Origin of the sequence: Mycobacterium botniense, assembly GCF_010723305.1 — a bacterium.
In the GTDB taxonomy this organism is placed as follows: Bacteria; Actinomycetota; Actinomycetes; order Mycobacteriales; family Mycobacteriaceae; genus Mycobacterium; species Mycobacterium botniense.
Map to the genome: position 1 here is coordinate 614,920 of NZ_BLKW01000002.1, position 12,662 is coordinate 627,581.

General features: G+C 66.9%; 13 protein-coding genes and 1 tRNA gene. 5 read left to right on the forward strand and 9 right to left on the reverse strand.

The genetic code is table 11. The annotated features are described in order from the left end of the window. Positions 1 to 45: 45 nt before the first annotated feature. From G6N08_RS03160 to G6N08_RS03170, 3 genes are all read right to left on the reverse strand, one after another. Positions 46 to 1,131, reverse strand: coding sequence for a galactokinase (locus tag G6N08_RS03160; RefSeq protein WP_163754185.1), 1,086 nt, complete (start codon positions 1,129 to 1,131; stop codon positions 46 to 48). Next, positions 1,128 to 2,204 carry a galactose-1-phosphate uridylyltransferase gene (gene galT / locus G6N08_RS03165; RefSeq protein WP_174813242.1) on the reverse strand — a complete coding sequence of 359 codons (1,077 nt, stop codon included), beginning with the start codon at positions 2,202 to 2,204 and terminating at the stop codon, positions 1,128 to 1,130. Before galT ends, G6N08_RS03160 begins: the two co-directional genes overlap by 4 nt. A gap of 70 nt (positions 2,205 to 2,274) precedes the next feature. After that, positions 2,275 to 2,360: transfer RNA gene (locus G6N08_RS03170), tRNA-Tyr, on the reverse strand. 71 nt (positions 2,361 to 2,431) lie between these two features. Between G6N08_RS03170 and G6N08_RS03175 the strand changes: the two genes are divergently transcribed. The 3 genes from G6N08_RS03175 (at position 2,432) to G6N08_RS03185 (ending at position 5,589) form a co-directional block, all read left to right on the forward strand. Then, positions 2,432 to 2,923, forward strand: a complete 492-nt coding sequence (locus tag G6N08_RS03175; protein WP_163754192.1) for a YajQ family cyclic di-GMP-binding protein — start codon at positions 2,432 to 2,434, stop codon at positions 2,921 to 2,923. 70 nt (positions 2,924 to 2,993) lie between these two features. After that, entirely contained in the window at positions 2,994 to 4,538 is a 1,545-nt protein-coding gene (locus G6N08_RS03180; RefSeq protein ID WP_163754195.1) for a flavin-containing monooxygenase, read from the forward strand. 25 nt (positions 4,539 to 4,563) lie between these two features. Then, positions 4,564 to 5,589, forward strand: coding sequence for an NAD(P)H-dependent glycerol-3-phosphate dehydrogenase (locus G6N08_RS03185; RefSeq protein WP_163754199.1), 1,026 nt, complete (start codon positions 4,564 to 4,566; stop codon positions 5,587 to 5,589). On the opposite strand, the gene G6N08_RS03190 is transcribed toward G6N08_RS03185, so the two are convergent. The 4 genes from G6N08_RS03190 to grcC1 all read right to left on the reverse strand — a co-directional run bounded on the left by G6N08_RS03190 (position 5,586) and on the right by grcC1 (position 9,130). Then, entirely contained in the window at positions 5,586 to 6,614 is a 1,029-nt protein-coding gene (locus tag G6N08_RS03190) for an LLM class flavin-dependent oxidoreductase (protein ID WP_163754202.1), read from the reverse strand. The genes G6N08_RS03185 and G6N08_RS03190 overlap by 4 nt on opposite strands. Before the next feature lie 144 nt (positions 6,615 to 6,758). Beyond that, positions 6,759 to 7,103: a type II toxin-antitoxin system HicB family antitoxin gene (locus tag G6N08_RS03195; protein ID WP_163754207.1), complete on the reverse strand. Its 345-nt coding sequence runs from the start codon at positions 7,101 to 7,103 to the stop codon at positions 6,759 to 6,761. Positions 7,104 to 7,190: 87 nt separating this feature from the next. Continuing rightward, complete coding sequence (gene htpX / locus G6N08_RS03200) at positions 7,191 to 8,054, reverse strand: zinc metalloprotease HtpX (protein ID WP_163754210.1); 864 nt, start codon at positions 8,052 to 8,054, stop codon at positions 7,191 to 7,193. A 68-nt stretch (positions 8,055 to 8,122) separates the two neighbouring features. After that, on the reverse strand, positions 8,123 to 9,130 hold the full coding sequence (grcC1, locus tag G6N08_RS03205; RefSeq protein ID WP_163754214.1) for a nonaprenyl/(2E,6E)-farnesyl/geranylgeranyl diphosphat synthase: 1,008 nt from the start codon (positions 9,128 to 9,130) through the stop codon (positions 8,123 to 8,125). 15 nt (positions 9,131 to 9,145) lie between these two features. On the opposite strand from grcC1, the gene menJ reads away from it, so the two are divergent. Further along, a complete protein-coding gene (gene menJ, locus G6N08_RS03210) occupies positions 9,146 to 10,372 on the forward strand; it encodes a menaquinone reductase MenJ (RefSeq protein WP_246216590.1) in 1,227 nt (408 codons plus the stop codon). 16 nt (positions 10,373 to 10,388) lie between these two features. After that, a complete protein-coding gene (locus G6N08_RS03215) occupies positions 10,389 to 10,730 on the forward strand; it encodes a DUF732 domain-containing protein (RefSeq protein WP_163754217.1) in 342 nt (113 codons plus the stop codon). Positions 10,731 to 10,790: 60 nt separating this feature from the next. Here the strand turns inward: G6N08_RS03215 and G6N08_RS03220 are convergent, their stop codons facing one another. Both G6N08_RS03220 and G6N08_RS03225 read right to left on the reverse strand, forming a co-directional pair. Next, positions 10,791 to 11,483, reverse strand: coding sequence for a demethylmenaquinone methyltransferase (locus G6N08_RS03220; RefSeq protein WP_163754220.1), 693 nt, complete (start codon positions 11,481 to 11,483; stop codon positions 10,791 to 10,793). 17 nt (positions 11,484 to 11,500) lie between these two features. Then, on the reverse strand, positions 11,501 to 12,628 hold the full coding sequence (locus G6N08_RS03225; protein ID WP_163754223.1) for a glycosyltransferase family 4 protein: 1,128 nt from the start codon (positions 12,626 to 12,628) through the stop codon (positions 11,501 to 11,503). Between the last annotated feature and the right edge of the window lie 34 nt (positions 12,629 to 12,662).

Genomic DNA, 12,662 nt, shown 5'->3' on the forward strand with positions numbered 1-12,662 from the left:
CCCATACTCTCGCGCGGGCTTGACGCCGGCAATTGCCGGCCGGCGTCAACCCAGCACGCCCGCTCCCACGGCCGCATGTGTGCGGGTGAGCACCGGCTGCTGGTAACCGGCCGCGCGCACCGCCTGGCGCACCGCCTGCCCGACGACCTGTGCGTGCGCGGCCGGTACCAGCGCGATCACGCAGCCGCCGAAGCCGCCCCCGGTCATCCGGGCGCCCAGCGCGCCGGCGCGCACGGCGGTCTCGGCGATCAGGTCGATGTGGGCGGTGGTGATCTCGAAGTCGTCGCGCATGGAGCGGTGTGAGGCGCTCATAATGTGGCCAGCTTCGGCGAAGTCCGTGTTAGTCAGTGCGGCAACGAAATCCAGCACTCGTGTGTTCTCGGTCAGCACGTGGCGGGCGCGGCGCGCGGTGATCGGGTCACCGAGCGCATCCAGGGCCGTGAGATCGTGCACATCCCGCAGTGACGGCACACCCAAAGCGGCCGCCGCCCGGTCGCAGGACGCGCGGCGGGCCGCGTAGTCGCCGCCGGCATGGGTGTGCCGGGCCCGCGAGTCGATCAGCAGCAGCGCCACGCCGCAGGCGTCCGGGTCGAACGGCACCGGCCGCACGCTCAGGTCGGCGAAGTCGATCAGCAGCGCGGTCGCGGGCTGGCCGCACAGCGCGGCCAGCTGGTCGAGCAAACCCGTTGGGGCGCCGACGTAGTCGTTCTCGGCGCGCTGCGCGAGCCGGGCATGCTCGAGGCGGTCGAGGTGCACCTCCGCGGCCGAGGTGATCGCGCCCAGCACCGCGCAGGTCAACGCCGCCGACGACGCCAGGCCCGACCCCTGCTCGACATCGCTGCTGATCGAGAGCGCACCGCCGGGCACCGGGTGCCCGGCGGTGCGCAACGCCCAGATCACCCCGGCCACATAACCGGCCCAGCCGGTCACCTCACCGGGCGTGGTGTCCAGCGGAATGCGGGCGGCGCCGTTGACCTGGTCGCTGCGCACGGTAATGGCGTCGGTGCACGCGGGGGTGAATGTCGCCACGGTGCGCTGCGGCAGCGCGATCGGCAGCGCCAACCCGAGGTTGTAGTCGGTGTGCTCACCGATCAGGTTGATCCGGCCCGGGGCGGCGTAGCGCACCGTCATCGCAGTTCTCGCAGCCGGTGGGCCACACTTTCGGGCGTGACGTCGCTGATGAACGCGTCCATCGCCGACTCGGAGGCCGCCAAATACTTGAGCGCGCCGGCGCTGCGCCGGATCGACATCAGCTCGACGTGGAAGTAGCCCTCCTGCTGGGGTTCGGTGTCGGCGAACTGGTGCAGCGCCGAAATGTAGGGCAGCGGCGCCGAATACATTCGGTCGAAACGGCGCAACACGTCGAGGTAGATCCGCGCGAACCCGTCGAGCTCGGCTGTGTCGAACTCAACAAGGTTGCGCACGAACCTATTCGGATAGATGTGCACCTCAACCGGCCAGCGCGCGGCGAACGGCACAAACGCTGTGAACAGCTCGTTGCGTGCGATCACCCGGCTGCCCTCGGCCACCTCCCACTCGAGAAGATCTTGAAAGAGGTTGCTGCCATGCCTTTTTCGATGCGAGCGTGCCTGGTGAAGCATGGCGACGGTGCGCGGGGTCAGATACGGGTAGGCGTAAATCTGGCCGTGCGGGTGTGTGAGCGTCACGCCGATCTCCTCGCCGCGGTTCTCAAAGCAGAACACCTGCTCGACCCCGGGCCGGGCCATCAGCTCCGCGGTGCGGTGCCGCCACGCCTCCACCACCAGCCGGGCATGCGCCGCTGTCAACTCGGCAAACGAACCGGTGTGGTTGCTGGAAAAGCAGATCACCTCGCAGCGGCCATAGGCCGGCGCCGACACGAAACCCTCGGGGACGGGTCGCAGTTCACCGGTGCCGGACAGGGCCGGGAAGCGATTCTCGAACACCACGACGTCGTAGTCGGGTGCGGGCACCTCGCTGGTGAGCCCGGTCGGCCCCGGGCATAGCGGGCACTGATCCGGTGGCGGTTTGTAGGTGCGGTCTTGGCGCTGCGCCGCGATGATGACCCACTGCCCGGTCGAGCGGTCGAAGCGTAACTGCGGGGGATTGGTGTCGCGTGGCGGCAGCGGCCGCCGGTCGGCGACAGGTGCCGGGCAGTGCCCGGGCAAACCAAAAAACAGCAGGTCACGGCCGTCGGCCAGGTTCACCCGCGTCGGCGCTGTCACGATGTCGAACACTAACGGACACCCGCATTGTCAGCGGCTGCCCCGGTGGAGTCCACGCGGACTGAGGCCCTGGTGGCAGGTGCAGGATTCGAACCTGCGTAGGCATACGCCGACGGATTTACAGTCCGCTCCCATTGGCCGCTCGGGCAACCTGCCGTGTAGCAGACTACAACGAGAAGCCGGCCCGGCCACACATGGCCAACACCGACGGGAAGGGGACGAATCCAATGGCGGATTCATCGTTTGACATCGTCAGCAAGGTTGACCGCCAAGAGGTCGACAACGCCCTCAACCAGGCCGCCAAGGAGCTGGCCACCCGGTTCGACTTCCGCGGCACCGACACCACGATCGCCTGGAAAGGTCACGAGACCATCGAGCTGACCAGCTCCACCGAGGAACGGGTGAAGGCCGCCGTCGACGTGTTCAAGGAAAAGCTGGTGCGGCGAGATATCAGCCTGAAAGCCTTCGCTGCCGGCGAACCCACTCAGTCCGGCAAAACCTTCAAGGTCACCGGCACACTGAAGCAGGGCATCAGCGCCGAGAACGCCAAAAAGATCACCAAACTCATCCGTGACGAGGGCCCCAAGACCGTCAAAACCCAGATCCAAGGCGACGAGGTCCGCGTCTTCAGCAAAAAAAAGGACGATCTGCAGGCCGTCATCGCGATGCTGAAGACCGCCGACCTGGACGTCGCGCTGCAGTTCGTCAACTACCGGTAACGCGCTGGCCCGTTCACCCTGTGGTTGCCTAGGGTGGTGAGCATCACATCCACCCTGAAGTGAGGTTGCCATGACCGTGATGCCGCAGGATGCCGCCGACACCGCCGTGACGCCCGAGGACGCCGGCTACTTCGACGTCGTCATCATCGGCGCCGGCATCTCCGGGCTGGGCGCGGCCTACCGGATCACCGAGCGCAACCCCGGCACCAGTTACGTGATCCTGGAGCGGCGCGGGCAGATTGGCGGCACCTGGGACCTGTTCCGCTACCCGGGTGTGCGCTCCGACAGCAGCATCTTCACGCTGTGCTTCCCCTACGAACCGTGGACCCGCAAAGAAGGCGTGGCCGACGGTGTGCACATCCGCGAATACCTGATCGCCACCGCACACAAATACGGTATCGACCGTCACATCCGTTTCAACAGTCACGTCCGCTCGGCGGACTGGGATTCGTCGACCGACACCTGGACGCTTTCCGTCGAACAGGGCGGCACGACACGGGTTTACCGGTGCCGGTTCGTGTTCTTCGGCTCCGGCTACTACAACTACGACGAGGGTTACACTCCCGACTTCCCCGGCATCGACCAGTACCGCGGCACGCTGGTGCACCCCCAGCACTGGCCCGAGGACCTCGACTATGCCGGCAAGAAAATCGTGGTGATCGGCAGTGGCGCAACGGCGATCTCGCTGATCCCGTCGCTCACCGAAAAGGCTTCGAAAGTCACCATGCTGCAACGCTCGCCGACGTATTTGTTCTCGGCGTCGCGCTACAGCCCGTTCGCCGATATGCTGCGAAAAGTGTTGCCCAACAGGGTTGCTCACCCGATTATTCGGCTGCGCAACGCCTTGTTGGAAGGGGCAATCTGGTTTTTGGCCCGCAAGACACCGGGCTTCATGAGGTGGTGGATCCGCCAGATCGCGATCCGCAACCTGCCGCGCGGATACGACGTCGACACCCATTTCAAGCCGCGCTACAAACCATGGGATCAGCGGCTGTGCCTGATTCCCGACGCCGACCTCTACATTGCGATCAGCGAGGGCCGCGCCGAGGTGGTCACCGATCACATCGACCACTTCGACGACACCGGCATCGTTCTGAAATCCGGTGGGCACCTGGACGCCGATATCGTCGTCACCGCCACCGGATTGCAGTTGCAGGCGCTCGGCGGCGTGCGGATCAGCTTGGACGGCACCGAGATCAAACCGCAGGACCGCTTCGTGTACAAGGCGCACATGCTCGAAGATGTGCCCAACCTGTTCTGGTGTGTCGGCTACACCAACGCGTCCTGGACGCTGCGGGCGGATATGACGGCCCGCGCGACCGCGAAACTGCTGGCGTATATGAAATCGCATGGCTACACCCACGCCTATCCCCATCGCGGTGACGAGCCGATGCCCGAGAAACCCTCCTGGGACATCCAGGCCGGCTATGTGCTGCGCGCGCTGCATGCACTGCCCAAGTCGGGGACCAAGCGGCCCTGGAATGTCCGGCAGAACTACTTCGCCGACGCCATCGACTACCGGTTCGACCGGATCACCGAGGCGATGGTGTTCGGGCGCGCTTGCTCGCCGGCCGCCGCGACGCTGCGGCATGTTCGTCAACTGCCAGTGAACTAGCCGTCGCGGCAATACGCTGATCGCCATGTCAGCTGCTACGCGCGAACCGAAAGTCGTCGTGCTCGGCGGAGGCTCCTGGGGTACTACCGTGGCGTCCATTTGTGCGCGCCGCGGGCCCACGCTGCAATGGGTGCGTTCGACGGCAACCGCCAACGACATCAACAACAACCACCGCAACACCCGCTATCTCGGCCACGATGTCGTCCTCAGCGACACCTTACGGGCCACCACCGACTTCGCCGAGGCAGCCGGCTGCGCCGACGTGGTGGTGATGGGCGTGCCGTCGCACGGATTCCGCCAGGTGCTCACCGAGCTGGCGGCCGAGCTGCGGCCCTGGGTGCCGGTGGTGTCCCTGGTCAAAGGTCTCGAGCAAGGCACCAATATGCGGATGACCCAGATCGTCGAGGAGGTCTTGCCCGGTCACCCCGCGGGCATCTTGGCCGGGCCGAACATCGCCCGCGAGGTGGCCGAAGGCTACGCGGCCGCAGCCGTGCTTGCCATGCCCGACCAGCATTTGGCCGCCCGGCTCGCACAACTGTTCCGCACCCGGCGCTTCCGCGTGTACACCACCGACGACGTGCTCGGCGTGGAAATGGCCGGGGCGCTGAAAAATGTGTACGCGATCGCCGTCGGCATGGGTTACTCCCTGGGTATCGGCGAAAACACCCGCGCCATGGTGATGGCACGCTCGGTGCGCGAGATGTCCAAACTCGGCGAGGCGATGGGCGGGCAGCGCGACACTTTCGCCGGTTTGGCCGGCATGGGCGACCTGATCGTCACCTGCACCAGTCAGCGCAGCCGCAACCGGTATGTGGGTGAACAACTGGGAGCGGGCAAGCCGATCGACGAGATCATCGCGTCGATGAACCAGGTCGCCGAGGGCGTGCGCGCCGCCAGCGTGGTGATGGAGTTCGCCGATAAATACGGGCTGAGCATGCCGATCGCCCGCGAAGTCGACGCCGTGATCAATCACGGCTCCACCGTGGAGCAGGCCTACCGCGGGCTGATGGTGGAGGCCCCTGGGCACGAGGTCCACGGGCCGGGCTTCTAGCGTGCGTTCATCAGACCGGGCGAGCATTCGGTGATCAGCGCGTTCAGGTTTTCCTGAACGCGTTGGGGCGCAATGCCGATCGACGGGGCGTACAGCATGATGTGATCCAGGACGCCCGTGTACCGGCGCAGCCCGTCACGGACCTGCGCGGCTGTGCCGGCCACTCCCATGGTGTCGATCATCTCGTCGGAGACGGCGTCGAACATCGCCGCAAAGTCGCGCCGGGCGAAAGCCTCGCGAATGGCTTGCCCTTCTTTGGTGAAGCCGTTCACGTCAAGCACCAGATCGTAGGTCTTCACCGAAGCGTAAAAGGCGATCTGCTGGGCGAGTTCGCGGCGAGCCACCTCCGGGTCGTCGTGGATGGAGCACATCACCATGGAGATGATCTCGATATCGTTTGGGTCCCGCCCGGCGTGCGCGGCCCCTTTGGCGATGGCGGGCTTGACGATTTCCTCGACGTAGGTCGTCGTGAACAGCGGGTGACCGGCCAGGCCGTCGGCGACCCGGCCGGCGGCTTCGCACATGCGGGGGCGCACACCGGCGGTGACGATCGGGATGTTGCGTGCCGGAGGTTTGACCGCCTCGGTGGGCACCAGGTTCATCCGGTAGAAACGACCCTCGTGCCGGATCGGCCCCTCGTGCAGGTTCCAGATGCGGCGCACCAGCGGAACAAGTTCCTCCATCCGCAGCGCCGGAGCGGACGTGTCGGCCACACCGTGCCAGTCGCTCATCATGCGTTTGGTTCCGTTGCCGATACCGAGCACCACCCGGCCGCCGGACAGCTCGTCGAGGTCGCGGGCTTCGGTGGCCAGCACCAGTGGGCTGCGGCCGATGCCGTAGAGAATCGACGAGCCCACCCGGCAGGTGCGCGTCGCGGCGGCCATCGCGGCCATCGAAATGGTGCCCGACCGGGAATAGAATTCGGAGGCCCACACGGCGTCGAAGCCGGCCCGGTCGGCGGCCTCGGCGGTCTCGGCCAGTGCTCTGAGGTGCGGGCTCAGGATCGCTACACCATACGTGCTCATCGCCCCATTACAACCCGCTGCGTCGCGCGGATGGTGCGCGGGTCACGCCAATGTGTGATCCCAGCAGAAACAGAAGTTACTTCACCCACACCAGCACCTGGACGGGGCCTGACACCGTGCTGCGAAGCGATGGCGTATCCGATATCACCAGTCGAGGAGACTGCTTGGCTGCCGGCCTGCCAGTTTCTGGATTACCAACTGGTTCATCGACACACCCTGTTCGGCGGCCTCGACGGCGAGGCGCGCGTGCAGCGCGGGTGAGGTCCTGACCACGAACGTGCCGCTGTATTTGCGTTCGGTCAGTGGTGCGGGCACCTCGTCCCCGGCTGCTTGCCTCTCGGCGATCACCTCGTCGACGGCTTGCTCGATGGCGGCAATCGCTTCCCTTAGGGTCGGCGCCCACCGGGACAACCGTGGGAACTCCAGGCAGCGTCCCGCGTATTCGCCGTGCTCAGGCCACCATTCAGCACGATAGGTGTAGTGATTCATAGCGGAGTGATATCACATCCGACATCGTATTGGCGGAGATCGTGCCCGCCCTCCCAGAGATTCACGAGGCTGCTGGGGCTGGTGAGACTAGCCGCGCGCCATCGCCTCAAGTCTGCGGATCCGGTCGGCGATCGGCGGGTGTGTCGAAAACAGCGAGCCGATCCGCTCGCCGGCACGGAACGGGTTGGCGATCATCAAATGGGCCTGGCTGGCCAGCTGCGGCTCCGGCGGCAGCGGAGCCGCTTGGACGCCGGCCGAGATCTTGCGCAGCGCCGACGCCAGCGCCAGCGGGTCGCCGGTCAAAACCGCACCCGACTCATCGGCCTGGTATTCGCGCGAACGCGAAACCGCCAGCCGCACCACCGTCGCCGCGATCGGTCCCAGCAGCGAAACAAGGAGTAGCGCAAAGGGATTCCCGCCTTCGCGGTTGTTTCCGCCGACCATCCCGGCGAACATGGCCATGTTGGCCAGTGCGGTGATCACCGACGCCATCGCGCCGGCGACACAGGAGATCAAAATGTCACGGTTGTACACGTGCGACAGCTCGTGGCCCAGCACGGCGCGCAGCTCCCGTTCATTGAGGATTTGCAGGATGCCGCTGGTACAGCACACCGCAGCGTTGCGGGGGTTGCGGCCGGTGGCAAATGCGTTGGGCGCGTTGGTGTCACTGATGTACAGCCGCGGCATAGGCTGATGCGCGGCGGTGGCCAGTTCGCGCACGATCCGATACATCGCCGGGGCCTGCACTTCCGAGACCGGCTGCGCGTGCATCGCCCGCAACGCCAGCTTGTCGCTGTTGTAGTAGGTGTAGACGTTCATCCCCACGGCCAGCAGCACCGCTATCCACAACGCTGTCCTGCCGAACAGCCCCCCGACAAACACAATCAGCGCCGACATGCCGACCAACAGCGCGAACGTCTTGAACCTGTTGGCGTGCGGATGCCAGGTCATCAGTTCCTCCTGCGAAGTCACGGGTACTGCTGATTAAACGCCCACGACGACCGTACGGGTTCCGGGGCTTAACCATGCCGATTGATGGTGTAGTCAACCAACGTTTCCAGGGCCTGTCTCCCGGCGACATCGGGCAGCGCGGCCAGCTCCGCGCGCGCCTGAGCCGCGTAGCGGGCCACGATATCTTTCGCCTTGGCCACCCCCGCCGATGCCCGCAACAGCCGCAGCGCCTCGGCCAGCACGGCGTCGTCGTCGACCGGACCGGTCAGCAGCTGGCGCAACCGCTCGGCGTCGGGCCCGGTTTCCCGCAGCGCGTAGAGCACCGGCAGCGTGTGCACTCCCTCCCGCAGGTCGGTGCCGGGGAGCTTGCCGGACTCGTCGGGGTCGCTGTCGATGTCGATGATGTCGTCGGAAATCTGAAACGCGGTGCCGACGATGCCGCCGAGCCGGCTCAGCCGTTCGATCTGATCGTGGTCAGCACCGGAAAACATCGCACCAAAGCGGCCCGCCGCGCCGATCAGGCAGGCCGTCTTCTCGTGCACCACCCGCAGGTAGTGCTCGATGGCATCCACGCCCTCGGCCGCACCGCGGGTTTCGCGCATCTGGCCGATCACCAGCTGGGCGAAGGTTTCGGCGATCACGCGCACCGCCTCCGGGCCCAGCCGAGACACCAGCCGTGAGGCCGTGGCGAACAAGTAATCGCCCGCGAGGATCGCGATGTTATTGCTCCAGCGGACATTGGCGCTGGGGGCGCCACGGCGAACCTGTGCCTCGTCCATCACGTCGTCGTGATACAGCGTCGCCAGGTGCACCAGCTCGATGACCGCGCCGGCGATGGTCACCTCATGGGCGTCCGGCTGCGGGCCGAGCTGGGCGGACAGCACGGTGAAAAGCGGCCGAAACCGTTTACCGCCGGCCTCGAACAGGTACAACACCGACTCGGCCATCAGCTCGTCGGCGTTGCGCAGCTCGTTTTCCATCAGCTGCTCGATGCGTGCCACACCGTCCCGCACAGCCGCGGCGAAGGCGGTGTCGCCGAAATCGACACCTGCCACCACAGTCGCCGGAGTTCCCACCCGACCAACATACTGGTGAAGGTGGACACCGGAGCCGACGTGGTGGTGGTGGGCGCCGGGCCGGCCGGGTCGGCGGCGGCGGCCTGGGCCGCCCGGGCCGGACGCGATGTGCTCGTCATCGACTCGGCGAGTTTTCCGCGCGACAAAGCCTGCGGCGACGGGCTGACCCCGCGTGCGGTGACCGAGCTGAAGCGGCTGGGACTGGGTGAGTGGCTAAAGACCCGCATCCAGCACCGGGGTTTGACGATGAGCGGATTCGGTGGCGAGGTGCAGGTGCACTGGCCCGGCCCGTCGTTTCCGTCGACCGGCAGCGCGGTCGCCCGCGTCGAGCTGGACGAGCGAATCCGCACAGTCGCCGAGGACTCCGGCGCACGAATGTTGTTAGGTGTCAAAGCTGTTGGCGTGAACCATGATTCGACCGGACGAGTGGTGTCGGTGGTGCTCGCCGACGGCAGCGAGATCGGTTGCGGGGCACTGATCGTCGCCGACGGAGCGCGCTCGTCGCTGGGGCGCAAACTGGGCCGGCGCTGGCATCAGGAGACGGTGTACGGTGTCGCCGCGCGCGGATATCTGTCGTCGCCGCGCGCCGACGAACCGTGGCTGACTTCGCATGTGGAATTGCGCTCTCCGGACGGCGCAATACTGCCTGGCTATGGCTGGATTTTTCCGCTGGGCAATCACCAGGTGAACATCGGTGTGGGGGCGTTGTCGACCGCAAAACGGCCCGCCGAGCTGGCGCTGCGACCGCTGATCTGCGACTACGCCAAGCTGCGCCGCGACGAGTGGGGGTTCACCGAAACGCCCAGGGCGATCTCGTCGGCACTGCTGCCGATGGGCGGTGCGGTGACACGTGTGGCCGGGCCGAACTGGATGCTGATCGGTGACGCCGCGGCCTGCGTCAACCCGCTCAACGGCGAAGGCATCGACTACGGCCTGGAGGGCGGGCGGCTGGCCGTGGAACTGCTGGGTTCCCCGGACCTGTCGCGGGCCTGGCCGGCGGTGCTGCAACACCACTACGGGCGCGCGTTTTCGGTGGGCCGGCGGCTGGCGTTATTGCTGACGTTCCCGCGGTTCTTACCGGCAACCGGCCCGGTCGCGATGCGCTCGGCGACAGTGATGAGCATCGCGGTGCGGGTGATGGCCAACCTGGTCACCGACGAGGACGCCGATTGGGTGGCGCGGCTGTGGCGCGGCGGCGGGCGGGCCTCGCAGCTACTCGATCACCGCCCGCCGTTCACGTAGGGGTACTATCCAGCCTATGAAACTCACGGCGCTGCTGGCAGGAATCCTCGCCGCTACCGGAATCAGCCTGGCCGCGCCGGCGGACGCCGACGATTACGACACCCAGTTCATGCAGCAGATCCACACCTTCGGCATCTACGGCCCCCAGGACTACGATGCGTGGCTGGCCAAGATCGCCTGTGACCGGCTGGGTAAGGGTGTGGACGCGAACGCCTATCAATCGGCGACATTTCTGCAGCGCAATCTCCCCAGGGGTACTACTCAGGCCCAGTCGTTCCAATTCCTCGGCGCCGCTATCGGCCACTACTGCCCGGAACTGGCGCCCCGGCTGCAGGAAGTCGGGGTCCAGCACGGCTGAGGCCCGGTTGGGCGGCCGCGCATGCCGACGCATACCGGTCGCAAACCGGTGTGGTCATCGTCAACGGTGTGGTTTATCGCCGCTATGCACGGCGACGATGCCGCCGGTCAGGTTGCGCCACCGCACCCCCGACCAGCCGGCCCCGGCAATCATCTCGGCCAGCGCGGCCTGGTCGGGCCAGGCTCTGATCGACTCGGCAAGGTAGACATAGGCTTCCGGGTTGCTGGAAACCGCGCGGGCCACCCGCGGCAGCGCCCGCATGAGGTACTGCTTGTAGAGCGTGGCGATCACTGGCCGGGTCGGCGTGGAGAATTCGCACACCACCAGGCGGCCGCCGGGCCGGGTGACGCGGGCCATTTCGCGCAGGCCGGCCACCGGCTCGGCCAGGTTGCGCAGCCCAAAGCTGATGGTGACCGCGTCGAAGACCCCGTCAGCAAACGGCAGCCGGGTCGCATCACCGGCGACCTTCGGGACGTAGCGGGCCGCGCCGGCGGCGAGCATGCCCACCGAGAAATCCACGGCCACGCACCACGCCCCGGATTTGGCCAGCTCCACCGTCGACACAGCCGTGCCCGCGGCGAGGTCCAGCACCTTGTCCCCGGACGACACCGGCAGCGCTAACCGGGTGGCGCGTCGCCAGTAGCGGTCCCGGCCGAGTGAGAGCACGGTGTTGGTCAGGTCGTAGCGGCGCGCGACGGCGTCGAACATCGACGCCACCGCATCAGGATCCTTGTTGAGGGCCGCCCGACTCACAACGCCGACGCTACCGTTCAGGCGGCCACGGCGCGCGGCCTCCCCCGCACCGCCTCGTAGTGGCCCAGCAACTCCTCGCAGATGGCCGGCCAGCCGCGGTGCAGCACACTGCGCCGTGCTGCCGGTGAGTAGCGCGGCCGTTGGTCGATCAGATGGGCCACGGCGGTGAGCAACCGGGTTTCGAACTCGTCGACAGGCAGCAACAATCCGGTGCGATACGACATCACCAGGTCGCGTGGGCCGCCGGCGTCGGGGGCGATCACCGGCAGCCCCGACGCCAGCGCTTCTTGCACGACCTGACCGAACGTCTCGTGTTCGCCGGGATGCACGAAGACGTCCATGCTGGCGTACGCCGCGGCGAGCTCGTCGCCGTACAGCGGGCCGGTGAAAACAGCTGTGGGCATTGCAGATTGCAGCTTGGCGCGGTCGATGCCATCACCGACGATCACGAGCTGGACGGTGTCGCTGCGGGCCAGCGCTGCCAGGCGGTCGACATGCTTCTCCGGTGCCAGCCGCCCCACAAAACCGACGATCGGTTTGCCGTCCGGCGACCACCGCCGCCGCAGCGCCGGGTCGCGCGCCGACGGTGTGAACCGCAGCACGTCAACACCGCGCGCCCATCGATACACACGGGGAATGCCATGGGCTGCAAGGCTTTCCATCGACGCGGTTGACGGCGCCAGGGTGCGGTCAGCGCGGCTGTGCAGATGGCGAAGCCATGCCCACACCGCCCGCGACGCGATCCCCGCACCGTAGCTGGGCGCGAAACCCGCGACGTCAGTCTGGAAGACCGCCACCGTCGGCACCCCGAGGCGGCGCGCGGCACATAGGCCGCCGTAACCGAGCAGGGCCGGCGATGCCAGATGCATGACGTCCGGTGCGAACCCGCGAAGTACGCGCACCAGCCGGGGCGTCGGCACACCAAGCGGCAAGGTGGTCACCTTCGGGAACATCCGCGACGGTACGCGGTGCACCCGCACACCGTCGTGAAGCCGCTCGGCGCGGGGCTGACCCGGCGGGGTGTCGGGCGCGACGACAAGGGCTTCATGACCGGTGCGGCGCAGATGCTCGAGCACCCGCACGACCGAGTTGCTGACGCCGTTGACGTAGGGGAGAAACGACTCGGCGACGATCACGACGCGCACAACACCAGGGTGTCAGCGGCGGCTGTCGACGAGG

Bases quoted from the DNA above. Each gene is read 5' to 3' on its own strand.
- G6N08_RS03215 (WP_163754217.1), top strand. From the start codon at position 10,389: ATGAAACTCACGGCGCTGCTGGCAGGAATCCTCGCCGCTACCGGAATC.
- G6N08_RS03160 (WP_163754185.1), bottom strand. From the start codon at position 1,131: ATGACGGTGCGCTACGCCGCCCCGGGCCGGATCAACCTGATCGGTGAG.
- G6N08_RS03185 (WP_163754199.1), top strand. From the start codon at position 4,564: ATGTCAGCTGCTACGCGCGAACCGAAAGTCGTCGTGCTCGGCGGAGGC.
- htpX (WP_163754210.1), bottom strand. From the start codon at position 8,054: ATGACCTGGCATCCGCACGCCAACAGGTTCAAGACGTTCGCGCTGTTG.
- G6N08_RS03190 (WP_163754202.1), bottom strand. From the start codon at position 6,614: ATGAGCACGTATGGTGTAGCGATCCTGAGCCCGCACCTCAGAGCACTG.
- G6N08_RS03195 (WP_163754207.1), bottom strand. From the start codon at position 7,103: ATGAATCACTACACCTATCGTGCTGAATGGTGGCCTGAGCACGGCGAA.
- G6N08_RS03180 (WP_163754195.1), top strand. From the start codon at position 2,994: ATGACCGTGATGCCGCAGGATGCCGCCGACACCGCCGTGACGCCCGAG.
- G6N08_RS03175 (WP_163754192.1), top strand. From the start codon at position 2,432: ATGGCGGATTCATCGTTTGACATCGTCAGCAAGGTTGACCGCCAAGAG.